This window comes from Micromonospora sicca, assembly GCF_003172935.1.
GTDB lineage: Bacteria > Actinomycetota > Actinomycetes > Mycobacteriales > Micromonosporaceae > Micromonospora > Micromonospora sicca.
Genome location: NZ_QGKS01000170.1, coordinates 14,275 through 37,463, shown reverse-complemented (window position 1 = coordinate 37,463; position 23,189 = coordinate 14,275). Strand labels below are relative to the sequence as shown.

25 protein-coding genes are annotated in these 23,189 nt (G+C 73.2%); 13 read left to right on the top strand and 12 right to left on the bottom strand.

All coding sequences use genetic code 11. The features are described 5' to 3' along the window. Positions 1–126 precede the first annotated feature (126 nt). The 9 genes from DKT69_RS09140 to DKT69_RS09100 all read left to right on the top strand — a co-directional run bounded on the left by DKT69_RS09140 (position 127) and on the right by DKT69_RS09100 (position 12,472). The gene (locus DKT69_RS09140) at positions 127–1,497 is read left to right on the top strand and encodes an L-serine ammonia-lyase (protein ID WP_109801145.1); all 1,371 of its coding nucleotides are present in this window, start codon (positions 127–129) and stop codon (positions 1,495–1,497) included. 69 nt (positions 1,498–1,566) lie between these two features. Beyond that, positions 1,567–2,394: an ABC transporter permease gene (locus tag DKT69_RS09135; RefSeq protein WP_109801144.1), complete on the top strand. Its 828-nt coding sequence runs from the start codon at positions 1,567–1,569 to the stop codon at positions 2,392–2,394. Further along, on the top strand, positions 2,395–3,135 hold the full coding sequence (locus DKT69_RS09130; RefSeq protein WP_109801143.1) for an ABC transporter ATP-binding protein: 741 nt from the start codon (positions 2,395–2,397) through the stop codon (positions 3,133–3,135). It begins immediately after the preceding gene. Further along, a complete protein-coding gene (locus DKT69_RS09125) occupies positions 3,132–5,096 on the top strand; it encodes a DUF5941 domain-containing protein (RefSeq protein ID WP_109801142.1) in 1,965 nt (654 codons plus the stop codon). The genes DKT69_RS09130 and DKT69_RS09125 overlap by 4 nt, the downstream gene beginning before the upstream one ends. A gap of 17 nt (positions 5,097–5,113) precedes the next feature. After that, positions 5,114–7,303 (top strand): bifunctional glycosyltransferase/CDP-glycerol:glycerophosphate glycerophosphotransferase, encoded by a 2,190-nt coding sequence (locus tag DKT69_RS09120; RefSeq protein ID WP_109801141.1) that lies wholly within the window; start codon positions 5,114–5,116, stop codon positions 7,301–7,303. Between the two features lie 166 nt (positions 7,304–7,469). Next, positions 7,470–8,774: an ABC transporter ATP-binding protein gene (locus DKT69_RS09115; RefSeq protein WP_109801140.1), complete on the top strand. Its 1,305-nt coding sequence runs from the start codon at positions 7,470–7,472 to the stop codon at positions 8,772–8,774. Positions 8,775–8,833: 59 nt separating this feature from the next. Next, entirely contained in the window at positions 8,834–9,301 is a 468-nt protein-coding gene (locus DKT69_RS09110) for a DUF4442 domain-containing protein (protein WP_109801139.1), read from the top strand. Positions 9,302–9,353: 52 nt separating this feature from the next. Continuing rightward, on the top strand, positions 9,354–10,103 hold the full coding sequence (locus DKT69_RS09105) for a beta-phosphoglucomutase family hydrolase (protein ID WP_109801138.1): 750 nt from the start codon (positions 9,354–9,356) through the stop codon (positions 10,101–10,103). Next, positions 10,100–12,472 (top strand): glycoside hydrolase family 65 protein, encoded by a 2,373-nt coding sequence (locus tag DKT69_RS09100; RefSeq protein WP_109801137.1) that lies wholly within the window; start codon positions 10,100–10,102, stop codon positions 12,470–12,472. The genes DKT69_RS09105 and DKT69_RS09100 overlap by 4 nt, the downstream gene beginning before the upstream one ends. A 48-nt stretch (positions 12,473–12,520) precedes the next feature. On the opposite strand, the gene DKT69_RS09095 is transcribed toward DKT69_RS09100, so the two are convergent. The 3 genes from DKT69_RS09095 to DKT69_RS09085 form a co-directional block, all read right to left on the bottom strand. Continuing rightward, positions 12,521–12,700: a hypothetical protein gene (locus DKT69_RS09095; RefSeq protein WP_109801136.1), complete on the bottom strand. Its 180-nt coding sequence runs from the start codon at positions 12,698–12,700 to the stop codon at positions 12,521–12,523. 87 nt (positions 12,701–12,787) lie between these two features. Continuing rightward, positions 12,788–13,135 carry a thioredoxin family protein gene (locus DKT69_RS09090; RefSeq protein WP_109801135.1) on the bottom strand — a complete coding sequence of 116 codons (348 nt, stop codon included), beginning with the start codon at positions 13,133–13,135 and terminating at the stop codon, positions 12,788–12,790. Next, positions 13,105–13,497 (bottom strand): MerR family transcriptional regulator, encoded by a 393-nt coding sequence (locus tag DKT69_RS09085; protein WP_109801134.1) that lies wholly within the window; start codon positions 13,495–13,497, stop codon positions 13,105–13,107. The genes DKT69_RS09090 and DKT69_RS09085 overlap by 31 nt, the downstream gene beginning before the upstream one ends. Before the next feature lie 120 nt (positions 13,498–13,617). Between DKT69_RS09085 and DKT69_RS09080 the strand changes: the two genes are divergently transcribed. Then, the gene (locus tag DKT69_RS09080) at positions 13,618–14,271 is read left to right on the top strand and encodes a dienelactone hydrolase family protein (RefSeq protein WP_375373518.1); all 654 of its coding nucleotides are present in this window, start codon (positions 13,618–13,620) and stop codon (positions 14,269–14,271) included. Between the two features lie 32 nt (positions 14,272–14,303). On the opposite strand, the gene DKT69_RS09075 is transcribed toward DKT69_RS09080, so the two are convergent. Further along, positions 14,304–15,440 carry an AI-2E family transporter gene (locus DKT69_RS09075; protein WP_236647413.1) on the bottom strand — a complete coding sequence of 379 codons (1,137 nt, stop codon included), beginning with the start codon at positions 15,438–15,440 and terminating at the stop codon, positions 14,304–14,306. A 133-nt stretch (positions 15,441–15,573) separates the two neighbouring features. On the opposite strand from DKT69_RS09075, the gene DKT69_RS09070 reads away from it, so the two are divergent. After that, entirely contained in the window at positions 15,574–15,756 is a 183-nt protein-coding gene (locus DKT69_RS09070; RefSeq protein ID WP_109801131.1) for an antitoxin, read from the top strand. Positions 15,757–15,853: 97 nt separating this feature from the next. Here DKT69_RS09070 and DKT69_RS09065 read toward each other — a convergent pair whose 3' ends face one another. Next, positions 15,854–16,756, bottom strand: coding sequence for an SMP-30/gluconolactonase/LRE family protein (locus DKT69_RS09065; RefSeq protein ID WP_109801130.1), 903 nt, complete (start codon positions 16,754–16,756; stop codon positions 15,854–15,856). A gap of 100 nt (positions 16,757–16,856) precedes the next feature. Here DKT69_RS09065 and DKT69_RS09060 point away from each other — a divergent pair, with 100 nt between their 5' ends. After that, complete coding sequence (locus DKT69_RS09060) at positions 16,857–17,312, top strand: Lrp/AsnC family transcriptional regulator (RefSeq protein ID WP_109801129.1); 456 nt, start codon at positions 16,857–16,859, stop codon at positions 17,310–17,312. Between the two features lie 75 nt (positions 17,313–17,387). On the opposite strand, the gene DKT69_RS09055 is transcribed toward DKT69_RS09060, so the two are convergent. Beyond that, positions 17,388–17,528 (bottom strand): hypothetical protein, encoded by a 141-nt coding sequence (locus DKT69_RS09055; RefSeq protein WP_201749551.1) that lies wholly within the window; start codon positions 17,526–17,528, stop codon positions 17,388–17,390. A 159-nt stretch (positions 17,529–17,687) separates the two neighbouring features. Between DKT69_RS09055 and DKT69_RS09050 the strand changes: the two genes are divergently transcribed. Next, entirely contained in the window at positions 17,688–19,007 is a 1,320-nt protein-coding gene (locus tag DKT69_RS09050) for an alkaline phosphatase (protein WP_109801128.1), read from the top strand. Between the two features lie 6 nt (positions 19,008–19,013). Here DKT69_RS09050 and DKT69_RS09045 read toward each other — a convergent pair whose 3' ends face one another. The 6 genes from DKT69_RS09045 to DKT69_RS09020 form a co-directional block, all read right to left on the bottom strand. After that, entirely contained in the window at positions 19,014–19,673 is a 660-nt protein-coding gene (locus DKT69_RS09045; protein ID WP_109801148.1) for an HAD family hydrolase, read from the bottom strand. 144 nt (positions 19,674–19,817) lie between these two features. Continuing rightward, positions 19,818–20,474: a C39 family peptidase gene (locus DKT69_RS09040; RefSeq protein WP_109801127.1), complete on the bottom strand. Its 657-nt coding sequence runs from the start codon at positions 20,472–20,474 to the stop codon at positions 19,818–19,820. A 402-nt stretch (positions 20,475–20,876) separates the two neighbouring features. Then, positions 20,877–21,299, bottom strand: a complete 423-nt coding sequence (locus DKT69_RS09035; protein WP_109801147.1) for a pyridoxamine 5'-phosphate oxidase family protein — start codon at positions 21,297–21,299, stop codon at positions 20,877–20,879. A gap of 50 nt (positions 21,300–21,349) precedes the next feature. Further along, positions 21,350–21,691, bottom strand: a complete 342-nt coding sequence (locus DKT69_RS09030) for a YkvA family protein (protein ID WP_109801126.1) — start codon at positions 21,689–21,691, stop codon at positions 21,350–21,352. Positions 21,692–21,741: 50 nt separating this feature from the next. Next, on the bottom strand, positions 21,742–22,569 hold the full coding sequence (locus DKT69_RS09025; protein ID WP_109801146.1) for a hypothetical protein: 828 nt from the start codon (positions 22,567–22,569) through the stop codon (positions 21,742–21,744). 183 nt (positions 22,570–22,752) lie between these two features. Then, complete coding sequence (locus tag DKT69_RS09020; protein WP_146231016.1) at positions 22,753–23,184, bottom strand: hypothetical protein; 432 nt, start codon at positions 23,182–23,184, stop codon at positions 22,753–22,755. Between the last annotated feature and the right edge of the window lie 5 nt (positions 23,185–23,189).

The window sequence follows — 23,189 nt, the reverse complement described above, 5'->3', positions numbered from 1 at the left end:
ACCTGGGCGGGTAGGCTGGCCGGTCGGGCGCCCACACCCCGGGCACCCGCCAGCCGCTCCGGACCGGGTCGGCACGACCGGGCCGTGTTCCGCACAACGGGGCACGACGGCGAGGAAAGTGCAGCCATGATCAGTGTTTTCGATCTCTTCAGCGTCGGCATCGGGCCGTCCAGCTCGCACACCGTCGGGCCGATGCGCGCCGCCCGGACGTTCGTGTCCGGGCTCAAGGCCGACGGGCTCCTCGCCGACACCGCGCGGGTGCAGGCCGAGCTGTTCGGCTCGCTGGGCGCCACCGGGCACGGCCACGGCAGCGGCCCGGCCGTGCTGCTCGGGCTGGAGGGGGAGGCCCCGGAGTCGGTCGACACCGACACGGTCGGGCCGCGGGTCGAGCGGATCCGCGCCGAACGGCGGCTCAGCCTGCTCGGCGCCCAGGAGATCGACTTCGACCCGGACCGGGACCTGGTGCTGCACCGCCGCCGGTCGCTGCCGTACCACCCGAACGGGATGACCTTCGTCGCGTACGACTCGGCCGGCGAGCAGGTCCGGGGGCGCACCTACTACTCGGTGGGCGGCGGGTTCGTGGTCGACGAGGCGGCGGCCGGGGCGGACCGGATCATCCCGGACACCACCCGGGTGCGGTACCCGTTCCTCACCGGCGGGGAACTGCTGGCGGTCACCACCGCCACCGGCCTGTCGATCAGCGACGTGATGCTCGCCAACGAGCTGTCCTGGCGTACCGAGGGGGAGGTGCGGGCCGGGCTGCTGGAGATCTGGCGGGTGATGCGCGAGTGCGTCGAGCGCGGCTGCGAGCGGGGCGGCACGCTGCCGGGCGGGCTGAAGGTGCGGCGCCGGGCGGCCGAGCTGCGCCGCGGCCTGGAGGCGGAGACCGACTCCACCGACCCGCTGCGGGCGATGGACTGGGTCACCCTCTTCGCCCTGGCGGTGAACGAGGAGAACGCCGCCGGCGGCCGGGTGGTCACCGCGCCGACGAACGGCGCGGCCGGCATCATCCCGGCGGTGCTGCACTACTACACCCGGTTCGTGCCCGGCGCCTCCGACGACGGCGTGGTCCGCTTCGTGCTGGCCGCCGGCGCGATCGGGGTGCTGTTCAAGGAGAACGCCTCGATCTCCGGCGCCGAGGTCGGCTGCCAGGGCGAGGTCGGGTCGGCCTGCTCGATGGCGGCCGCCGGGCTCGCCGAGGCGCTGGGCGGCACCCCCGAGCAGGTGGAGAACGCGGCCGAGATCGGCATGGAGCACAACCTGGGGCTCACCTGCGACCCGGTCGGGGGCCTGGTGCAGATCCCCTGCATCGAGCGGAACGCGGTGGCTAGCATCAAGGCGATCACCGCTGCCCGGCTGGCGCTGCGCGGCGACGGGGTGCACGCCGTCTCGCTGGACAAGGTCATCAAGACCATGCGGGAGACGGGCGCCGACATGAAGGTCAAGTACAAGGAGACGGCGCGGGGCGGCCTGGCGGTCAACGTCATCGAGTGCTGAGCCCGGCGGGGTGACCCGCCCCGAGCCCGCCGATGTCGGCGACGAGCGGCGGGAAGCGAGGAGGGGCCGGTGACGTCAGGCGTCGGTGCGCTCTGGTCGGCCCGCAACTCGCTGCGCATCCTGGTCAAGCGGGACCTCGCGGTGAAGTACCAGCAGTCGGTGCTGGGCTACCTCTGGTCGTTGATCGAGCCGCTCGGCATGGGCGCGATCTACTGGTTCGTGTTCGGGGTGCTCTATTCCGGGGCCACCCGCCGGCACCTGGGCGACGCGGCGGGGTCGTACCCGCTCTTCCTGATCACCGGCATCTTCGCCTGGATGTGGGCCAGTTCGGCGATCAACGAGGCGACGAACGCGTTGACCGGTCAGGCCCGGCTGATCACCACGATGAACCTGCCCCGCCAGGTCTTCCCGATCGGCCGGGTCACCGGCCGCTTCGCCGAGTACGCCGCCGGCCTGCCCATCCTCGTCGGCATCGCCGCGGTGTACGCGGCGCACGGGAAGATCCACCCCGGCTGGTCCGTGCTCGCCCTGCCGCTGGCGGTCACGGTGCAGCTCGTCCTGCTGGTGGGGATCGCGCTGCTGCTGTCGGCGTGGAACGTGCTGATGCGGGACATCGAGCGGTTCATGCGGCTGATCATCCGGGTGCTCTTCTACGCCACCCCGATCATCTATCCGCTCAGCCTGGTCCGGGACTCCGGCATGCCCGGCTGGCTGAAGCTGGCCTACGAGCTGAACCCGCTGGTCGGCATCTTCCAGTTGCACCACGCCATCTGGTACCCGGACGAGTTCCCGGACGCCCGGCTGCTCGCCACCACCGTGCTGGGCAGCCTGCTGGTGCTGGCGTTCGGCTGGTGGTCGTTCCGCCGACTCGAACCGGCCGTGCTCAAGGAACTGTGAATGGCGATCATCGAGGCGGAGGGCCTCGGCATCCGGTTCGTCCGCAACCGGCGTCGCCAGCTCCGGCTGCGGGAACTGCTCATCCACCGGGGCGGGCGGACTGCGGCAAGCGGCCAGTTCTGGCCGCTGCGCGACGTGTCGTTCCGGATCGAGCCGGGCGAGACGGTCGGCGTGGTGGGGCGCAACGGCACCGGGAAGAGCACGCTGTTGCGGCTGATCGCCGGGGTGCTCATTCCGGACGAGGGCCGGATCCGGGTGCACGGGGAGGTGGCGCCGCTGCTGGAACTCTCCGCCGGCTTCTCCAACGACCTGACCGGCCGGGAGAACCTCTACCTGGTCGGCGGCCTGCACGGGCTCTCCACCGGCTACCTGCGCCGGCACTTCGACGAGATCGTCTCGTTCGCCGGCGAGCAGGTCGAGCGCTCGATCGACACCTCGGTACGCCACTACTCGTCCGGGATGAAGGTCCGGCTCGGCTTCGCGGTGATCGCGCACCTGCCGCACCCCGTCCTGCTGGTGGACGAGGTGACCGCGGTCGGGGACGCGGAGTTCCGCGCCAAGTGCTATGCGACCATCGAGCGACTTCTCGCGGAAGGGCGCACGCTGGTGCTGGTGTCACACAACGAAAAGGACCTCACCCGGTTCTGTCGTCGGGGGCTCTACCTCGACGCGGGTCGGCTGACGGTCGACGGGACGATCGACGAGGCGCTCGCCGCCTACGCCGGCGCGGCACCGCGGTGACGCTCGCGATCGTGCTCGCCGCCGGCCATGCGGGCGGGACGGACGAGGCCGGGGAGCGCCTGGCCGGGCAGTGGCGGCGGGCCGGCGCGGCCGAGGTGCGGGTCGCCGCCGACCTGTCCGAGCTGGCCGCGCTGGTGGCCGACGCCGGCGGCCCGGTGCTGGTCAGCGGCACCGACCTGGTGGCGCACACGGCGGTACTCAAGCACCTGGCGACCAGCCCGGTCGGGCCGACGGTGGCGTTGGTGCTCACCGATTCGCCCGCGCCCGGGCAGGTCGCGGTCCGGGACGAGCGCGGCCAGGTGATCGCGGTCGGTGACCCCGGCGAGCTGCACGACGCGACGGGCGTCTTCGGTGGCGCGCTGCGGGTCGGCGTCGGCGACCTGCCCGCCCTGGCCGCCGCCGCCCGGTCGGCCGCGACGGCAGCCGGGCCCGGGGCCGCGGCCCCGTCGGCCGGGTCTGCGGTGGACCGGCTCTTCGCCGAACTCGCGGCCTGCGGCACGCTGGCCTTCGCCCACCGGGTACGCCTGCTCGTCGCGCACCGGGTCGTCGATCCGGCCGGTCGGGCCGCCGCCGAGGCGGCCGTCGCCGCGGTCGACGAGGACCGGGCCGAGCTGCGACTGTCGGTGAAGGAACGGGACGACTTCTTCACCACGTTCTTCGTCAGCACCTGGTCGCCGTACGTGGCGAAGGCGGCGGCCCGGATCGGGCTGGGCCCAACCGCGGTCACCATGATCTCGGTGGCCTTCGCGGTGGCGGCGGCGGTGCTCTTCGGGGTCGGCGGACGCCCCGCGCTGGTCGCCGGGGCGGTCCTGCTCTACCTGGGTTTCGTGCTGGACTGCGTGGACGGCCAGCTGGCCCGTTACACCCGGCACTTCAGCGCCTGGGGCGGCTGGCTGGACACCATGGCCGACCGGGCCAAGGAGTACCTGGTCTACGCCGGTCTCGGCTACGGCGCCACGCACGCCGGTTTCCGCTACGGCTGGGCCCTCGCCATCGCCGCGATGACCCTGCAGACCGTCCGGCACATGACCGACACCTGGTACGGCGTGCTGCACGACGAGGCCGCCCGCCGGCCCCGCCCGGCGACCGGGGACGCCGGCGGCATCGGCGGGAAGCTGAACGCCGCCTCGACGAAGGTGCAGGCGGACACCGGCTCGGTGTCGTACTGGCTGAAGCGGACGGTGGTCTTCCCGATCGGCGAGCGGTGGGCGCTGATCGCGCTGACCGCCGCGCTGTTCGGTCCGCTGGTGGCGCTCTGCGTGGTGCTGGTCTGGGGGACGTTGGCGTTCGCGTACACCGGGGCGTTGCGGACGCTGCGCGCCCGTTGGATGCGGGTGCCCGTGCTGACCACGGTCGACGCCACCCTGCACCGCGACGACGGGCCGCTGGCCCGGACGCTGCCGGTGTCGCGCGGGCCGCTGGCGCTGGCGGTGTTCGGCGCGCTGGGTGCGGCGGTGCTGCTGGTCGCCGCGCTGCGTACGGTGCACGCCGACGGCCGGCTGCCGGGCTGGGCCGTGCCGGTGGGCCTGCTGGTGCTGCTGGCCGGCGGGTTCGGGGCGCGCGCGGCGCACGCCGGGCCGCTGGACTGGCTGGTGCCGGCCGCGCTGCGGGCCGGGGAGTACCTCTTCGCGATCGCCGTCGGGGTGGCCGGCCGCGCGCCGGCCTGGCTGATCTTCGGGTACGTCTTCGTGCTCACCCTGCACCACTACGACCTGACCGCCCGGCTGGAGAAGCGGCAGGCGGCCCCGCCGCTGCACGCCGCCACGCTGGGCTGGGATGGTCGCTCGGTGGTGCTGGCGGTCGCGTCAATCGCCGGAATTGCGAGTATCGCTCTGGCTACACTCGGTACGTACCTTCTCGTGGTTTTCGTCGCGAGTGTGGTCCTCGCCTGGGTGGTCCTGCCGGCCCGCGCCCGACGGACGCCGGTGCCGGTGGGCGGAGGTGACCGCTCGCCGGGCTGACGGAGGGCCAGGCCGGGATGACTCTGATCAGCTTCGTCGTACCGGCCTTCGCGGTGCAGGGCTACCTGCGGGAATGCCTCGACTCGATCCTCGACCAGCCGCACGTCGACCTGGAGCTGATCGGGGTCGACGACGCGTCCCCGGACGGCAGCGGCGAGATCCTGGCCGAGTACGCGGCCCGCGACCCCCGGGTCCACGCGGTCCGCCTCAGCGAGAACGTCGGCCTCGGTCCGGCCCGCAACATCGGGCTGGACCGGGCCGTCGGCGAGTACGTCTGGTTCGTCGACGGCGACGACTGGCTGGTCCCCGGCTGCCTGCCGCACGTCGCCGACCGGCTCGTCGCCACCCGCCCCGACGTGCTGATCGTCGACCACGTCCGGATGCACTGGAACAACGTCGGCACCCGCAGCGCGATGCGCGACGTCTTCCCGGAACCGCCCGGCGAGGTGACGTTCCCGCTGCGGGGCCGGCCGGAGACCATGCGGCTGCTGCACACCGCCTGGAACCGGCCGGCCCGCCGGCAGTTCCTCGTCGACCGGGAGCTGCGCTTCGCCCCGGGCTGGTACGAGGACGTCTCGTTCAGCTACCCCGCGCTGATGGCCGCCGAGCGGATCGGGGTGCTGGACCGCGTCTGCCTCAACTACCGGCAGCGGCGGACCGGGGCGATCACCCGCACCCGGGGCGACCGGCACTTCGACGTGTTCGCCCAGTGGCACCGGGTGTTCCGGCTGATGGACCGGTGGGGGCCGGCGGTCGCGGAGCTGCGGCCCGCGGTCTTCGAGCGGATGATCTGGCACTACCTGACGGTGCTCGGCAACGGCGACCGGATCGCCCCGGAGCTGCGCCCGGCGTTCTTCGCCCAGATCCACGCCGACTTCAACCGGTTCCGGCCGCCCGGCGGCTACCCGGTCCCGTCCGGGGTGGAGGGACTGAAGCACCGGCTGGTGGCGGCCGGCCGATGGCGTACCTTCAGCGCGCTGCGCGGCGCCAACCAGGCCGGGGACGCCGCGCGGCGCTCGGTGCGGCGGGTCCGCCGCCGGGTGCTGCCGGTGGCCCGGCGGACCGCGCGGGTGACCCGGGAGAGGACGCTGCGCGAGTACTACCGGGCCGAGCTGCGCCGGCCGCTCGACCCGACGCTCGCCGTCTACGCCGCCTACTGGTACCGGGGATACGCCTGCAACCCGGCCGCCGTGTACGCCGCCGCCCGCCGGCTCGCCCCGCACATCCGGGGGGTGTGGATCGTGCGGCGGGACCGGGTCGACACGCTCCCGCCCGGGGTGGAGTACGTGGTCGCCGGCACCCCGGCCTACTACCGGGCCCTGGCCCGGGCCCGCTGGCTGGTCAACAACGTCAACTTCCCGGACTTCGTCCGCAAACGCCCCGGCTCGGTGCACCTGCAGACCCACCACGGCACCCCGGTGAAGGTGATGGGGCTGGACCAGCAGCGGTACCCGGTCGGCGCGATGGGGATGGACTTCGCGAAGCTGCTGCACCGGGTGGACCGCTGGGACTACAGCGTCACCTCGAACAGCTTCTCCACCCAGATGTGGGAGCGGGCGTACCCGGCCGCGTACACCACGCTGGAGGTCGGCTACCCGCGCAACGACCGGCTGGCGTTGGCCACCCCGGACGAGATCCGCAAGGTCCGGGCGGAGTTGGGCATCGGGCCGGACGAGCGGGCCGTGCTCTACGCGCCGACCCACCGGGAGCACCTGCCCGGCTGGCGGCCGCCGTTCGACCCGGACCGGCTGCTCGACGTGCTGGGGCCGAGCGGCCGGCTGCTGATGCGCAGCCACTACTTCCACGACCGGGACCGGCGGCCCCGGGGACCGGCGGCCGGCGGGCTGCTCGACGTCAGCTCCCACGACCGGGTGGAGGACCTCTACCTCGCCGCCGACGTGCTGGTCACCGACTACTCGTCGGCGATGTTCGACTACGCCGTCCTGGACCGGCCGATCGTCGTCTACGCGCCGGACTGGGAGGCGTACCGGGTGGCCCGGGGCGTCTACTTCGACCTGCTGGCGGAGCCGCCGGGCGCGGTGGCCGTGGACTTCCCCCAACTGCTCGAACTGTTCGGCTCCGACGCCGTCCGGTCGGCGGCCGCCGACCAGGCCCGGCAACGGTTCCGGGCCCGGTTCTGCACGCTGGACGACGGGCACGCCGCCGAGCGGGTGGTCCGCCGGGTCTTCCTCGACGAGCCGGTCTGAGCGGCCGGGTCGACCTCCGTTCGGCGGCCGGGAGCGATTCGGCGGGGTCGATGGGACGTAATAGGTCTGTCACGGGAGGAACATGGCACGTTTACCCGATGTGCTGATCCGATGATCCTGGTCACAGTCATTCCCGGGTTCAGCCGACGAGCTGGGGGAGGAGACGGTGACCACCGTCGCGCTCAAGGATGTCACCAAGGTGTTCCAGGACGGGACAGTCGCGGTCGACACCATCAATCTGGACGTCAACGACGGCGAGTTCATGGTGTTGCTCGGTCCGTCGGGCTGCGGCAAGTCCACCGTGCTGCGCATGGTGGCCGGCCTCGAGGATCCGACCACCGGCGCGGTCATGCTCGACGGCGAACTGGCCAACGACCTGCCACCCCGGGAGCGGAAGATCGCCATGGTCTTCCAGGACTTCGCGCTCTACCCGCACATGACGGTGGGCGACAACATCGCGTTTCCGCTGCGGCTGGCCGGGGTGGAGCCGACGCCGCGCGGCGACCGGGTCACGGACGTGGCCAGCGCGCTGGGCATCGGCGACGTGCTCGGCCGCAAGCCGAGCCAGCTCTCCGGCGGCCAGCGGCAGCGGGTGGCGATGGGGCGGGCGATAGTACGCCGTCCGGGGCTGTTCCTGATGGACGAGCCGCTGTCCAACCTGGACAGCGGGCTCCGCGCGGAGCTGCGGGCGGAGATCTCCGGTCTCACCCGGGAGTTGGGCGTCACCACCATCTACGTCACCCACGACCAGGCCGAGGCGCTCACCATGGCCGACCGGGTCGCCATCATGCGCAAGGGCGTGCTCCAGGACGTGGGCACCCCCACCCAGGTGTACGGCCGCCCGGCCACCCTCTACGTCGCCGCGTTCCTGGGCAGCCCGCGGATGAACCTGCTGGAGGCCTCGGTCTACGTCCACCTCGACCGGTACGTGACGCTCAACCTCGGCGAGCAGGCGCTCTACCTGCCCTGGGACGACATCCGCAGCCGGGCGGTGGCGCACTACCACGGCGAGCGGATCATCGTGGGGATGCGGGCCGAGGCGCTCACTCCGGTCGCCCCGGACACCCCGGGCGACGTGCTCCAGGGGCGGATCCGCTACCTGGAGCACCACGGGCACGAGTCGCTGGCCTTCCTCGACATCGGCGCCACCGCGATCATGGTGGACGAGATGGGTGGCCCGGTGGAGTCCGGCGAGAACGGCCAGCGTGGCCTGCGCCGGTTCGGCCAGGTCATGCAGCGGCTGACCGGCCGGGTCGGCGAGGCGCCGGACGCCGTGCCGACCGGCGGGGGCAACCGGACCAGCGTGCTCAACGACCCGGGCCGGCACCACCGCCGCCCGGCCGAGCTGGCGGTCCGGCTCGCCCCGTACCCGGCCGTGTCGGCGGGTCACCCGCTGGCCGTGCAGGTGCGGATGGACGCGCTGCACTTCTTCGACGAGCGCGGCGACCGGATCGACGTGGGCTGGCGGTGACCGCCGACCGCGGCCGGGCTGGTCTTGCCGGATAAGTTACCGACGAGTAGCGTCTGGGCATGTCCATCGACTCTCGCCAGGTGGCCGCCGGTCTGCTGGAGGCCGTGCCGTTCGCCCGCACGCTCGGAATCGAATTCGTCGAGGTCGCGCCCGAGGCGGAGGGCGGGGTGCGGGCCGTCGTCCGGCTCCCCGACTCGCCGGCCACCCACAACCACGTCGGTGGCCCGCACGCCGGGGCGATGTTCACCCTCGGGGAGACCGCCTCGGGCGCGGTGGTGCTCGCCGCGTTCGCACCGGTGCTCGACCGGGCGGTGCCGCTGGCCGTCCGGGCGGACATCGGGTACCGGAAGGTGGCCATGGGCCCGGTGCTCGCCACCGCCCGGCTCGGTCGCCCGCCGGCCGAGGTGATCGCCGAGCTGGACACCGGCACGCGGCCCGAGTTCCCCGTCGAGGTCGAGATCGGCACCGAGGACGGCACCGTCACCTCCGTGCTGACCGTGGTCTGGACGCTGCGCCCGAACCGCTGACCGGCGGGACGAATCGGGTTTGCCCGGCCCGTCCGATGGATAGATTCGAAGCGTGCTGGGCCTACCCGCTCATGTGACCGCCTGTCTCTTCGATCTGGACGGTGTGCTGACGCAGACCGCCAAGGTGCACAACGCCGCCTGGACCGAGACCTTCAACGCGTTCCTGCGGGCCCGCGCCGAGGCGACCGGCGAGCCGTACCGCCCGTTCGACCCCGGACCGGACTACAACCGGTACGTGGACGGCAAGCCGCGCGCCGACGGCGTGCGCTCCTTTCTGGCCTCCCGCGGGATCACCCTCCCGGAGGGCGCGCCGGACGACCCGCCGGAGGCGGACACGGTGCACGGGGTGGGCAACCGCAAGAACGTCGTCCTGCTCAAGCGGATCCACACCGACGGCGTGGAGGTCTATCCCGGCTCGGTGGCCTACCTGGAGGCGGCGGCCGCCGCCGGGCTGCGCCGCGCCGTGGTCTCGGCGAGCGCCAACTGCCGGGAGGTGGTCGGCGCGGCCGGGCTGGACCGGCTGCTGGAGGCCCGGGTCGACGGGGTGTTCGCCCGGGAGCGAGGGTTGCGCGGCAAGCCCCACCCGGACACCTTCCTCGCCGGCGCCGAACTGCTCGGGGTCGCCCCGGCGAACGCCGCCGTGTTCGAGGACGCGCTGGCCGGGGTGGCCGCCGGCAGGGCCGGCGGCTTCGGGCACGTGATCGGCGTCGACCGGGTGGGCCAGGCCGACGAGCTGCGCGCCCACGGGGCGGACGTGGTGGTCACCGACCTCGCCGAGCTGCTGAAGGAGCCAGCGGCATGATCCGCGAACGCGCCTATCCGGTCGAACCCTGGCACGTCCGCGAGATCCGCCTCGACATGGACGTGCTGGCCCAGTCCGAGTCGGTCTTCGCCCTCTCCAACGGGCACGTCGGGTTGCGCGGCAACCTCGACGAGGGGGAGCCGCACGGCCTGCCCGGCACCTACCTCAACTCCTTCTACGAGCTGCGCCCGCTGCCGTACGCGGAGGCCGGCTTCGGCTTCCCCGAGTCGGGCCAGACCATCGTCAACGTCACGAACGGCAAGCTGATCCGGCTGCTGGTCGACGACGAGCCGCTCGACGTCCGGTACGGCGAACTCCTCTCCCACGAGCGGATCCTCGACCTGCGCGCCGGCACCCTGCACCGGGAGCTGCACTGGCGCTCGCCGGCCGGGCGGGAGGTCAAGGTCCGCAGCACCCGGCTGGTGTCGTTCACCCAGCGGGCGGTCGCCGCGATCAACTACGAGGTCGAGGCGGTCGACGGGCCGATCCGGCTGATCCTCCAGTCCGAGCTGGTCGCCAACGAGACCCTGCCGGCGCAGAGCCGCGACCCGCGGGTGGCCGCGGTGCTGGAGTCGCCGCTGCAGGCCGAGGAGGAGCTGACCACCGACGACGGCGGGCTGCTGATCCACCGCACCAAGGTCAGCGGGCTCCGGGTCGCCGCCGCCATGGCGCACGACCTGCACGGTCCCGAGCGCACGACCATCGAGTCCGAGGGATACGAGGACTGGGTGCGGACCACCATCGGCTGCGTGCTCAAGCCCGGCCAGACGCTGCGAGTGGTGAAGTACCTGACGTACGGCTGGTCCAGCCGGCGGTCCCTGCCCGCGCTGCGCGACCAGGTCGGCGCGGGCCTCGCCGCCGCCCGCCTGGACGGCTGGGACGGGCTGCGCCGGGCACAGCGGGAGTACCTCGACGAGTTCTGGGACGCCGCCGACGTCCGGGTGGAGGGCGACCCGGAGGTGCAGCAGGCGGTCCGCTTCGGGCTGTTCCACGTGCTCCAGGCCGGCGCCCGCGCCGAGCGGCGCCCGATACCCGCCAAGGGACTGACCGGCCCGGGCTACGACGGGCACGCGTTCTGGGACACCGAGATGTTCGTCCTGCCGGTCCTCACCTACACCCAGCCGAGCGCAGTCCGGGACGCGCTGTACTGGCGGCACACCACCCTAGCCCAGGCGCACGAGCGGGCCCGGACCCTGAACCTGAAGGGCGCCGCCTTCCCGTGGCGGACCATCGAGGGCCCCGAGTCGTCGGCGTACTGGCCGGCGGGCACCGCCGCGTTCCACATCGCCGCCGACATCGCCGACGCGTTGCGGCGGTACCTCCTGGTCACCGGCGACGACGCGCTGGAACAGGAGATCGGCCTGGAACTGCTGGTGGAGACCGCCCGGCTGTGGCGCACGCTGGGGCACCACGACCGCAACGGCCAGTTCCACATCGACGGGGTGACCGGCCCGGACGAGTACACCGCGGTCAAGAACGACAACATCTACACCAACCTGATGGCGCAGCGGAACCTGCTGACCGCCGCCGACTGCGCGATGCGCCTCCGGGACCAGGCGGCCGACCTCGGGGTGACCGAGGAGGAGGCCGCCGCCTGGCGGGACGCCGCCAACGCCATGCACGTCCCGTACGACGAGGACCTGGACGTGCACGAGCAGGTCGAGGGGTTCACCCGGCTGCAGGAATGGGACTTCGAGCACACACCGCCCGAGAAGTACCCGCTGCTGCTGCACTACCCGTACTTCGACCTGTACCGCAAGCAGGTGGTCAAGCAGGCCGATCTGGTGCTCGCCATGCACTGGCGGGGGGACGCCTTCACCGGCGAGCAGAAGCTGCGCAACTTCCTCTACTACGAGCGACGCACCGTGCGGGACTCGTCGCTGTCGGCCTGCACCCAGGCGGTGATGGCGGCCGAGGTGGGTCACCCGGAGCTGGGCCACCGCTACCTGCGCGAGGCCGCCCTGATGGACCTGCACGACCTGAACGAGAACACCCGCGACGGTGTGCACATGGCCTCGCTGGCCGGGGCCTGGATCGCCCTGGTCGCCGGCTTCGGCGGCCTGCGGGACCACGACGGGACGCTCTCCTTCTCGCCGCGGCTCTCCAGCCGGCTCAGCCGACTGGAGTTCTCGCTCCAGTGGCGGTCGATGCACCTGCGCGTGGACGTCCGGCCGCACCAGACGACGTACTCGCTGCGGCACGCCGGGCCGGACGCCGTGCTGGACCTGCGCCACCACGGCGAGGCGATCCAGGTCACCCGAGACCGGCCGGTCACCGTGCCGGTGCCACCGGCCCACGCGTCCGGTCCACCGCCGGAGCAGCCGCTCGCCCGGGCGCCCCTGCTGCACCTGCCGGAGAACGACAGCTGAGGGACGCGCCGCGTCCCCGCCCGGGCGGGCGGGGACGCGCCGGTGCGGTCAGAACTGGCGGCCGTTGGACGGGCGGCCGGCCGCGTCCCGGGGCGCCACCGCCCGCGGGTCCTCGGGTGTCCGGGCGTCGGCCGCTTCGTCCCCGAAGTTCCGGGCGTGCTCGGCGTCCTTTTCCTGCCGTTCCCGCTCGGCGGTCTGCTGCCGGGACCTGTCCTGCTGCTGGGCCATGACGATCCTCGCGATCCGTCGGGGCGCGGCTGCGCCGATCTACGGTCCCTCCGCGCCTTCCCGCTCGGTCCGGCGGCAAACGGCTGCTCACCCCTCCAGGTGTCGCGCGAAGCTCAGCCGGAGGTGGTTCTTGGGCCGGGCGCCGATGATCGAGCCCACCACCTCGCCGTCCCGGAAGACCAGCAGCGTCGGCATGGACATCACCCCGTACGCCCGGGTGCTGGCCGGATTCTCGTCCGAGTTGAGCGCGGCGAAGAGCAGCGCGTCGCCGAACTCCTCGGCCAGCTCCGCCAGGTGCTTCGAGACCGCCCGGCAGGGTGGGCACCACTCGGCCCAGAAGTCGACCACCACCGGGCGGGTGCTGGCCAGCACGGTCGCGGCGAACGTGTCGTCGGTGACCGTCGTCAGTCGGGCCTGTTCCGTGTCCTGAGGCATGTCTTCTCCCGGTGGGCGATCGCGTGGGCCAACTGGTCGTGCAGTTGCCGCCGTACGGCGCCGAGCCGGTCGAGGTAGTCGTCCACCTCGGCGAGCTTGCGGCGCAGCACGGCGACCGAGTCCGGGCAGACGTCGCCGGAGCTGTTGCCGGCCCGGAGGCAGGCCACGAACGGCCGGATGTCGTCGAGGTCGAAGCCCACCGCCAACAGCGCCCGGATCTCGTGCACGACGCGCAGTTCCGCGTCGTCGTACACCCGGTAGCCGTTGGCCGACCGGCGCGGTCGGACCAGTCCCCGGGTCTCGTAGTACCGCAGGGTGCGGGTGCTCGTGCCGGCGCGTTCCGCCAGCTCACCGATCAGCATCCGACCTCCCTCGCCCGCCCTCGACGCCACGCTAAACCTTGCCGTCGGCGTCAACGCAACAGGTGAACGGGGGGTGCCACCGGGTATGCGGGCACGATCGGCAACGTGTGGAGGTTGGAGATGCGGACGCGTGAGGTGACGATTCCGGTGGTCGAGGACGGCCTGCCGGCCGACCTGATCATCCCGGAACGGGCGACGGGGGTGGTGCTCTTCGCCCACGGCAGCGGCAGTTCCCGGCACAGCCCGCGCAACGTGGCGGTGGCGCACGTGCTCAACGATCGGTCGCTGGCCACCGTGCTGGTCGACCTGCTCACCCCGGCGGAGGACGCGGTCGACGCCCGCACCGCCGAGCTGCGCTTCGACATCGGCCTGCTGGCCGACCGGTTGGCCGCGATCGTGGACTGGATGGCCGGCGACCCGGACCTCGGCCCGCTGCCGGTCGGTCTCTTCGGCGCCAGCACCGGCGCCGCCGCCGCCCTGGTGGCCGCGGCCGCCCGTCCGGACCGGGTCCGGGCGGTGGTCTCCCGGGGCGGCCGGCCGGACCTGGCCGGCAGCGCCCTGTCGGCGGTGCGGGCGCCGACCCTGCTGCTGGTGGGTGGGCTGGACGAGCAGGTGATCGTGCTCAACGAGCAGGCGCAGGCCCAGCTCGGTGACGTCGCGGAGCTGCGGATCATCCCCGGCGCGACCCACCTCTTCGAGGAGCCCGGCACCCTCGACCAGGTCGCCGACCACGCCGCCGGATGGTTCGCCGGCCGGCTCGCCGTCCCCGCCTGACCGGCGCCCCGCCTCCAGGGCAGGGGCCGGACTCAGGCGGCGGTGGGCTGCGCGGGTGGCGTGGCGGCCGGCTCGCGGTGACGTTGGACGGTGTCGATGATCCGCCAGGTGACGGCGGCGATGGGCACCGAGACGAAGGCGCCGGCGATGCCGGCGATCAGGGTGCCGGCGGTGACCACGACCAGGATGACCGCGGGGTGCAGCTGCACCTGACGCTTCATGATCAGCGGCTCCAGCAGGTTGCCCTCGATCTGCTGGACGGCGATCACCGCGGCCAGCGTGAGCAGCGCGGTGGTCGGCCCGTTCGCGGCGAGAGCGACCAGCACGGCCACCGCGCCCGCGACCGTCGCGCCGATGATCGGCACGAACCCGCCGAGGAAGGTGATCAACGCCAGCGGCAGGGCGAGCGGCACTCCGAGCAGCACCAGCGCCAGGCCGATGCCGATGGCGTCGATCGCCGCGATGATCATCGTGCCCCGGCTGTACGAGCCGAGCGTCCGCCAGCCGACCCGCCCCGCCTCCGCGGTGACCGCCCGGTTCGGGCCGGTCATCCGGCGCAGCACCCACCGCCACATGGACCGGCCGTCCTTGAGCAGGAAGAAGAGCAGCACCAGCGCCAGCAGCACGGAACCGGCCACCTCGGCGGCGGTACGCGCCCCGCCGATCGGGTCGGGGGCGCTGCCGCTCAGTCCGTCCCGGGTCTGCTGGAGCAGCCGGTCCAGCTGGGCGTCGGTGATCGGCAGGGTAAAGGTGACGAAGTCGCGGCTGCGCTCCAGGCCCTGGTCCAGCTGCTGGCTCAGCTCACCGAACTGGCTCGCGGTCAGGTTCCACACCAGTACGCCCAGCCCGACCAGGACCCCGAGCAGCAGCAGGATGGTGAGCAGGGCGGCCAGGGCCACCGGCACCCGGAGCCGGCGGAGCAGGAGCAGCACCGGGTCGAGCAGCGCGGTGAGGAACAGCGTCCCGGCCAGCGCGATGGCCAGCGGCGCCAGCAGCACCGCGATCTTTCCCAGCAGCCACAGCCCGGCGATCACCACCACCAGGCAGGCGCTCCACGTCACCGCGGTCCGGACCGGCCAGGGCAGGCCGGCCCAGGCCTGCCGGGGTCCCGCCGCACGGGTGCGGTCCGCCGTCATGTCGGGCGTCCGCCCGATAAGGTCCTCGACCACGTCGACCCCTCCTCCATCGTGGCCGCTCGATACCCGCCCGGCCCCGATCCGACACCCGCCGGCGGGGTGGCGGGTGGGCCCCGTTTGCGCACCCGACCGGAGGGAAGGCAGCGAGGACGAAGGGAGATCCGGCATGAGTGACTTCACGGACAAGGCCAAGGACTTCGCCGAGCAGCACGACAAGCAGGTCGACAAGGGGCTGGACAAGGCGGGCGACACGGCCGACCAGCGCACCGGCGGCAAGTACGACGAGAAGATCGACAAGGGCGTCGACATGGCGCAGCAGCGGACCGGCCAGGGCGACACCGACCGCTGACCTCGCCACGCTCCCGGGTCGCCGCATCGCGGGTGGCCCGGGAGTGGTGTCTCCGGTCCACGGAAATCCGCGCCGGCCGCGCCGGACGGGTGACGGGTCACCAGCCGGGGTAGCGGACCCCGTTGACGTTCACCCGCAGGCTGAACAGCGAGCTGGAGGCGCAGATGTAGAGCTGGTTGCGCTTCGGGCCGCCAAAGGTGAAGTTGGCGACCACCTCGGGCAGGTGCAGCTTGCCCAGCAGGGTGCCGTCCGGGTCGAAGCAGTGCAGCCCGTCGTGTGCGGCCACCCAGATCCGGCCCGCCTCGTCGAGCCGTACCCCGTCGAAGGAGCCGGCGTCGCAGGTGGCGAAGACGTCGCCCCCGCGCAGCGTGCCGCCCTCGGTCACCGCGAACCGGCGCAGGTGCCTGGCCCGGGTGTCGACCACGTAGAGGGCCGACTCGTCGGCGCTGAAGGCGAGGCCGTTGGGCTGTACGAAGTCGTCGGCGACGACCCGTACCTCGCCGTCGTGCGGGTCGACCCGGTAGACGTGGTTGCCGCCGATCTCGCTCTCGCCGCGGTGCCCCTCGTAGTCGCTGTCGATGCCGTAGCTGGGGTCGGTGAACCAGATCGACCCGTCGGAGTGCTCCACCACGTCGTTGGGGCTGTTGAGCCGGCGGCCCCGCCAGCGGTCGGCCAGCACGGTGTCGGTGCCGTCCGCCTCGGTCCGGGTCACCCGTCGGTTGCCCTGCTCGCAGCTCACCAGCCGGCCCCGCCGGTCCACCGTGTGGCCGTTGGCGTAGCCGGCGGGCTGACGGAACACCCCGACCTGACCGGTGGTCTCGTCCCAGCGCAGCAGCCGGTCGTTGGGGATGTCGCTGAAGACGAGGTAGCGACCGGCGGGGAACCAGGCCGGGCCCTCCAACCAGCGGCCCCCGGTCCAGAGGCACTCCGTCCACTCGTCCCCGTTGACCCGACGGAACCGCTCGTCGAGCACTTCGAACCGCGTCCTGAACCGGTCCATGACCCCTCCGCCCGTGACCGTCGTTCGGCGTCAAGGTAACATGACTGAACGATAATCGGTATTCAAGGAATCAACCGAACGGATTCCGTTGGGAGTGGCAGTGGACGATGTGGACCGGGGGCTGCTGGCCACCCTGCAGCAGGACGCGACCCAGTCGTACGCCGCGCTGGCCCAGGCCGTCGGGCTCTCGACCGGGGCCGCGCACGAGCGGGTACGCAAGCTGCGCGAGCAGGGCGTGATCCGCCGGACGACGGTGGACGTCGATCCCGCCGCGGTCGACCGGGGCGTGCTCGCGTTCGTGCTGGTCGAGGCGAACGCCTGGATGGGCGACCGGCCGACCCACGAGGCGCTGGCCGCGCTGCCCGAGGTGGAGGAGGCGCACGTCATCGCCGGCCCGGCCGCGCTCCTGGTCAAGATCCGGGTCGGCACGCCCGAGCAGCTCCAGGCCGGCCTGCGCCGGCTGTTCCAGCTGGACGGCGTCACCGGCACCCGGACCATCGTGGTGCTGGAGACCTTCTTCGACCGGCCGCTGGACCCGTACCCGCCGAACCCCTGAGACGGCGGTGGCCGCGCCCGCGCAGGAGCCAGACGTACGCCTCCTCGGCGACGGAGTGGCGGACCAGCTCCGCGATCACCACATCGGTGAGCTGCCGCCGGTGCTCGGGGTGCCGTAGCGGCTCTCCAGCTCGCCGAAGATCGCCTCTACCTCGCGGTGATCGGTCATCAGGACGTCCACGACGTCACGGCCGGTCCTAGCCTGTGCGTTGGTCATCTCTGCCCCTTACCGGTGCGGTCGGTTCGGCTTGCCGGGGCAGTACCCTGCACCCGTCGGTCGAACCGACATCCGCCACCGTTGTGGTCAGCCGGTCGATGCCCAAATCGATCACCTCCATCGGCACCTCGATGAGGCCCTTCCGCCAGGAGGGAACACGTGACTTCCCGTACCGGCCGCCGGCTGCTGGCCCTGCTGATCGCCGGGGCGGTCGCCGCCGGACTGACCCTGCTCAGCGCGATCTGGCGGGCCGACGCCGGACCGGGCAAGGGCCGGGCCCGCAACGTCATCCTCATCAACGGCGACGGCATGGCCGCCGCGCAGCGCGAGGCCGCCCGCCTCTACCTCGCCGGGCTCGACGGCCGGCTCACCATGGACCAGCTGCCGGTCTCCGGACAGCTCACCACAAGCCCGCGCGACCCGAAGACCCCGGTCACCGACTCCGCCGCCGCGGCCACCGCCTGGGCCACCGGCGAGCGGACGTACAACGGCGCGATCAGCGTCGCCCTCGACGGCAGACCGCTGCCCACCCTCGGCGCCCGGGCCAAGGCGGCCGGCAGGGCCACCGGCCTGGTCACCACCGCCCAGGTGACCGACGCCAGCCCGGCGGCCTTCTTCGCCAACACCGCGAACCGCTCGGCCCAGGACGAGATCGCCCGGCAGTACGTCGAGGTGACGAAGCCGGACGTCCTCCTGGGCGGCGGCGAGGACTGGTGGCTGCCCGCCGGCGCCGCCGGCGCGTACCCGGACAAGCCGGCCGGGGACCAGTCCGAGGCGAGCCGGGGTGCCCGGGGCGACCTGATCGCCGAGGCCAGGGGCGAGGGCTACCAGTACGTCTCCACGGCCGACCAGCTCCAGCGGGCCACGGGCGGCAAGCTGCTCGGGCTCTTCGCCAACGAGGAGCTGTTCCAGCAGCGCCGCGAGGGCGAGGGCGACGCCTACGACGCTCCGGTCAGCCTCGCCACGATGACGGCCAGGGCGCTGTCGACCCTGTCCCGCGACGAGCAGGGCTTCTTCCTGTTCGTGGAGGAGGAGGGGATCGACGAGTTCGCCCACGAGAACAACGGCGCCCGGATGCTCCAGGCCCTCGGTGAGCTGGAGAAGGCCGTCGTGGTGGCCCGCGACTACGCGGCCAGCCACCCGGACACCCTGGTCGTGGTGACCGGTGACCACGAGTGCGGCGGCCTGACCGTCGAGGACACCGGCGCCTCAGACGAGTCCGGCGTCGGCAGCTCGGCCGAGGACGGCCCCTTCCCGGTCAAGGGCAGCGGCCTCACCTTCAACCTGGACTGGACCACCAGCGACCACACGGGGGTCGACGTGCCGGTCACCGCGTACGGTCCGCTGGCGGAGGAGTTCACCGGCAAGCACCCGAACACCCACGTGCACGACGTCCTGGCGCGGATCCTCACCCCGCTGACGACCCGACGCGGCCTCCGGTCCCGACCCGGGCGGGAGAGGGCGGCGGTTCCGGCGTAGGAAGCCTCAGTCGCGCAGCAGGGCGGGCAGCTCGGCCAGCGTGGCCAGCGCCGGGCCGTCCCAGGACGGGTCGTTGTCGTGGTGCTCGGTCGTCCGGATCACGGTCATGCCGACCGCCGCCGCCCCGGCCAACTCGCCGTCCGCGCCGTCGCCGACGAAGACGCACTCCGCCGGGTCGACGCCCAGCCGGTCGGCCGCGACCCGGTAGATCGCCGGGTCGGGTTTGGCCACGCCGACCTGGCAGGAGAAGACCGCGACGTCGAACCGGCGGCCCAGCCTGCTGGTCCGCCACGCCTCGGCGGCCTCGGCGGTGGCGTTGCTGACCAGCGCGAGGGGGTGGCCGTCGGCGCGCAGCGCGTCCAGCACCGCGAGGGTCTCCGGCGTGACGCTCTCCAGGAGCCAACCGGCCAGTTGCCGGCGGTGGGCGGCGGCCCGGACCACCTGCTCGTCGGTGGGGGCGCCACCGAGCCGCCCGGCGAGGAGCCGGACCGTCTGCGCCACGTCCCACCGGGTCATCCGGTCCCGCCAGGTGGCGTGGTACGCGGCGACCAGCGCCGTCGGCTCCACCCCGACCATCCGGGCCATCTCGCCGACCACCCGGTCGCGCTCCGAGTCCGCCCCGTCGACCAAGGTGTGGAAGAGGTCGAAGATCACCGGCCGCGGCACGTCCACATGCTATCGCTGCTGCGTACCCTCGGGTCCGAGACCGGCGTGGTGAACGCGCTGCTCACCGCGGCCCGGCTCCTGACCACGACGAAGGGCCGGTCTCCCGCTCGGGGAGACCGGCCCTTCGTCGGTCGTGCTCGTGGATCAGGAGCTGTAACCGCGGCCCGCGATCCAGTTGGCCAGCTCGGTCACGTCCATCCAGTACTCCGGCTCGCCCGGGCTGGCCGGGTCGGCGATCAGCACGGTGTTGCCGTTGTCCTTGTACTCCACCACGGTCAGGTAGTGACCGGGGTAGTTGTGCTCCACCCCGTCGACGTCGAGCGCGCCGCCGAGGATGTTGGCCACCACCGGGCGACCCTGGTCGACCGCGGCCTTCACGTCGGCCCGCAGGCGCTCGACCTGCTCCTTGGTGGCCACGTCGTCACGGATCTCGGTGGTCTTGTACCTGCCACCGGTGTACTCGTTGAGCACCCGGGTGATGTCGATGGCCGAGTCGGTGCCGTTCTCGGTCGTGCCGAGCTTCTGCGCCAGCTCGTCCTGGCTGACGGCCTTGCCCTCGGCCGACAGCGCCATCCGGGTCGACGCCGGGCCGCAGTAGTAGAAGTTCGGCTGCGCCTCGTACTCGTAGCCGGCGCGGCGCTCGCTCTTGTCGCCGCCCTTGCCCTTGTCGACGGTCACCGAGCCGACCGGCTTGGTCTGCGCCGGCGCGGCCTGCGCGGCCACGGCGGGACCGGCGACGGCACCGCCGCACATGATCAGACCGGCGACCGAGAGCATGCTGTTGCGGAAGGTCGTCTTCATGTCGAAGCTCCATTCGGGGGTTGGCGCCTCCGAGGCACGGAGGACGCAAGCACCGGGAGTGGCGCTCGGCTTACGCAGGTGTAACGGCCGGGAACCGGACGCGATTCCGGCCGGGGCGTGCCACCGGTCACGCCAGAGTGGGACATTGCGGTCGTTCGGTCGCCGTCGGGTCGATGAGGGCCGGTGACCACTCGCCGAGGGTCGTGCCGGGGCCCTACCGAGCTGATGACGTCAACGGATCAGGGCTCGCAGGAAGCCATGGATGGCGCGTTCCCGGACATAACGCATGGGCGATTCGTTTGCGTCATCAGGTTCGTGGCGGGCCACGACCGGACTGCGGGCGGTGACCGGTGTCGGCAGGGCGCTCGCTCGGGTCGGGGCCGGCGACGGGATCTCCGGGGGTCAACCAGCGGCGGCGGGCAGGCTGCCCAGCAGGCGGGTCACCGCGATCTCGATGACCACCCGCGCCGGATTCGGACGGGGCTGCCGATACCGCTCGGCGTACCGACGCTCGGCCTCGGCCACGGACTCCGCGTCGCGGCGGAGCACCGCCCGGCCCTCCACGGTCAGCCACCACCGTCCGTCGACCTGGCAGACCGCCACCGGCGTGCCGTCCGGCCAGGCCGTCGCCACGTGCCGGGCCTTCGCCGAGGTCCCCGAGGTGATCACGCGGGCCAGCCCGGCGTCCGCGTCGAAGGTGACCCCGACCGGTACGACGTGCGGGGTGCCGTCCGCGCGCAGGGTGGTCAGCGTGGCGAGGTGCCGCTGCCGGAAGAACGCGGCGACCCGTTCGTCCCGCGGGTCCAACCGGTTGTCGCCCGGCATGTTCCGCCCCCTGTCCGCCCGTCCGGACCGACCGCCGGCCCGGTCGGAGATCATGACACGGGGCGGCGGAGCCGGCCCTGGTCCGGCGGAGACTCCGGCTGGCCGGGCAGCCGTCGCTGCGCCGCCCGATGCTTGTGGGCCAGCCGGGTCAGATAGATCAGGGCACCGGCGAGCACGCCCATGTCGTCCAGATAGATCGGGTCGGGAAGCACGTCCACCGGCAGGATCGTGTAGATCAGCGCGCCGTAGAAGGCGACCTTGCCGCCCGCTCCGAGCGTGGCGAGCAACCTGCGGGCGCGCACCAGCCGGACGGCGAGCAGCACGGCCCCGACCAGCGTCGCGAGCGCGACGATGGCGGCGAGCACGACCAGGATCCAGGTCTCGCGGGACACAGCGTCACGCTAACCCAGTCGGACCACCCCCGCGAGCGGCCCGGCCGGCGTCAGTACGCCGGCACGGCTGCCCGACCACGCGCCACCGTCGGCGTCTCCCGGGTGGTCTCCGTCGCTGCCCGGGTCGCCGACCCGGCATCCCGGGTGGTGGCCGTGGCGGCCAGGTCCACGGTGGACAGCAGCGACTGGGCCCCGGGGGCCCGGCCGGTCGCCGTGTACGCCTCGTCGCGGAGGCTGCGGGCGGCGACCGCGGCCAGCTCGGCGGAGCGCCAGGCGGCCTGCTCCCGCTCCCGGGTGACCTGCTGCCGGGTGCGCAGATTGTCCCGGACCAGCCGGCGCAGCAGCAGCTCCTGCTCCACCGGGTGTCGGCTCGGGTCCCAGCCGCGGTGGCCCAGGATGTCGCTCAGCTGCTCCACCGTGATCTCCTGCCGCCACTGCGCGTCCAGCGCCGCCCGGTGCAGCCAGCGCTCCCGGTCGGCGTACTCGGCCGGCGTGCGGGGCGTACGCGGCAGCGGCAGCGCGGCGGCGGCCGCCAACCGGCGGACGTCCTCCTCCGCCGCCTCGTACGCCCGCCAGGCCTCCTCGACCTCCTCCTGGGCGGCCAGCCACTCGGCGCGGCGCCGCTCGGCGGTGGCCGTCGCGCGCTCCGCGGCCACCGCCAACTCCTGCGCGTAGCGGGCCCGTTCCCGGGCCTCCTCGGCCAGCTCGAAGCTGCTCGGCATCGCGGCCTCGCTGATCCGGTCGCCGAACACCGACCGGAACCGGTCCGGGCGCACGATCAGAGCGGCGACGGCGGTCGCCGCGACGGCGAGCAGGGCCAGCCAGATCCCGGCGGCCTGGGGGACGTCGGGCAGGACGGTGGAGAAGACGGTCTGCATCACCAGCACCTCGTGGTGGATCGTTAGGAACGGACGGTCGTGGCCCGGCCGACGGGCGAGGTCGCGGCGGGGCGACGGTGGCACGGAACGGTGCGTGCCGTACCCGATCGGGTCGGCGGGCAATCAGCAGGGCGGCCCGACGGCGGGAGGTCGGCAGGGACCTCTGGGCGGCGGCCGGCCGGATCAGTCGCGCGGCGGACCGCGCCGGCCGACGGCGTCCCGGCCCGGGTCGGTGACGGCCGGACCGGCCGCGGCGGCCGGCGAGAGAGTTGCGGAGCATCCGCCCGGTCGCTCGGGACCGACCCCGGCCGGGTGCCCGCTCGGCGTGCCGGTGACCCGCTCGGCAGTGGAGGCTCCGCTGGGGGTGGCGACCGGCTCGGCGGCGGCGCCGGCAGGCCGGTCGGCCGTCGCCGGGCCGGCGACGGGGACTCGGGGGACCTGGAACGCAGCGAGCTGAGCGGGCTCCGCGGCCGGCCGGAAAGCCTCGGCAGGGGTGGCGGCGGTGCCGCCGAGCCCGACGACGAGCACCAGGGCCGTCACCGCCAGGCGGGTCCGTCTCCGCAGGGTGTGCAGCGTCGCGGCCCAGAGGGGCGGGGCGAACGCTACGAACAGCACCACCT

What these genes read in the sequence shown, in the direction of transcription:
- DKT69_RS09025 (WP_109801146.1), bottom strand. Translation starts at nt 22,569, where the DNA reads ATGCAGACCGTCTTCTCCACCGTCCTGCCCGACGTCCCCCAGGCCGCC.
- DKT69_RS09035 (WP_109801147.1), bottom strand. Translation starts at nt 21,299, where the DNA reads ATGCCGGGCGACAACCGGTTGGACCCGCGGGACGAACGGGTCGCCGCG.
- DKT69_RS09090 (WP_109801135.1), bottom strand. Translation starts at nt 13,135, where the DNA reads ATGCCTCAGGACACGGAACAGGCCCGACTGACGACGGTCACCGACGAC.
- DKT69_RS09130 (WP_109801143.1), top strand. Translation starts at nt 2,395, where the DNA reads ATGGCGATCATCGAGGCGGAGGGCCTCGGCATCCGGTTCGTCCGCAAC.
- DKT69_RS09065 (WP_109801130.1), bottom strand. Translation starts at nt 16,756, where the DNA reads ATGGACCGGTTCAGGACGCGGTTCGAAGTGCTCGACGAGCGGTTCCGT.
- DKT69_RS09120 (WP_109801141.1), top strand. Translation starts at nt 5,114, where the DNA reads ATGACTCTGATCAGCTTCGTCGTACCGGCCTTCGCGGTGCAGGGCTAC.
- DKT69_RS09110 (WP_109801139.1), top strand. Translation starts at nt 8,834, where the DNA reads ATGTCCATCGACTCTCGCCAGGTGGCCGCCGGTCTGCTGGAGGCCGTG.
- DKT69_RS09095 (WP_109801136.1), bottom strand. Translation starts at nt 12,700, where the DNA reads ATGGCCCAGCAGCAGGACAGGTCCCGGCAGCAGACCGCCGAGCGGGAA.
- DKT69_RS09080 (WP_375373518.1), top strand. Translation starts at nt 13,618, where the DNA reads ATGCGGACGCGTGAGGTGACGATTCCGGTGGTCGAGGACGGCCTGCCG.
- DKT69_RS09070 (WP_109801131.1), top strand. Translation starts at nt 15,574, where the DNA reads ATGAGTGACTTCACGGACAAGGCCAAGGACTTCGCCGAGCAGCACGAC.
- DKT69_RS09140 (WP_109801145.1), top strand. Translation starts at nt 127, where the DNA reads ATGATCAGTGTTTTCGATCTCTTCAGCGTCGGCATCGGGCCGTCCAGC.
- DKT69_RS09085 (WP_109801134.1), bottom strand. Translation starts at nt 13,497, where the DNA reads ATGCTGATCGGTGAGCTGGCGGAACGCGCCGGCACGAGCACCCGCACC.
- DKT69_RS09100 (WP_109801137.1), top strand. Translation starts at nt 10,100, where the DNA reads ATGATCCGCGAACGCGCCTATCCGGTCGAACCCTGGCACGTCCGCGAG.
- DKT69_RS09055 (WP_201749551.1), bottom strand. Translation starts at nt 17,528, where the DNA reads ATGACCAACGCACAGGCTAGGACCGGCCGTGACGTCGTGGACGTCCTG.
- DKT69_RS09040 (WP_109801127.1), bottom strand. Translation starts at nt 20,474, where the DNA reads ATGAAGACGACCTTCCGCAACAGCATGCTCTCGGTCGCCGGTCTGATC.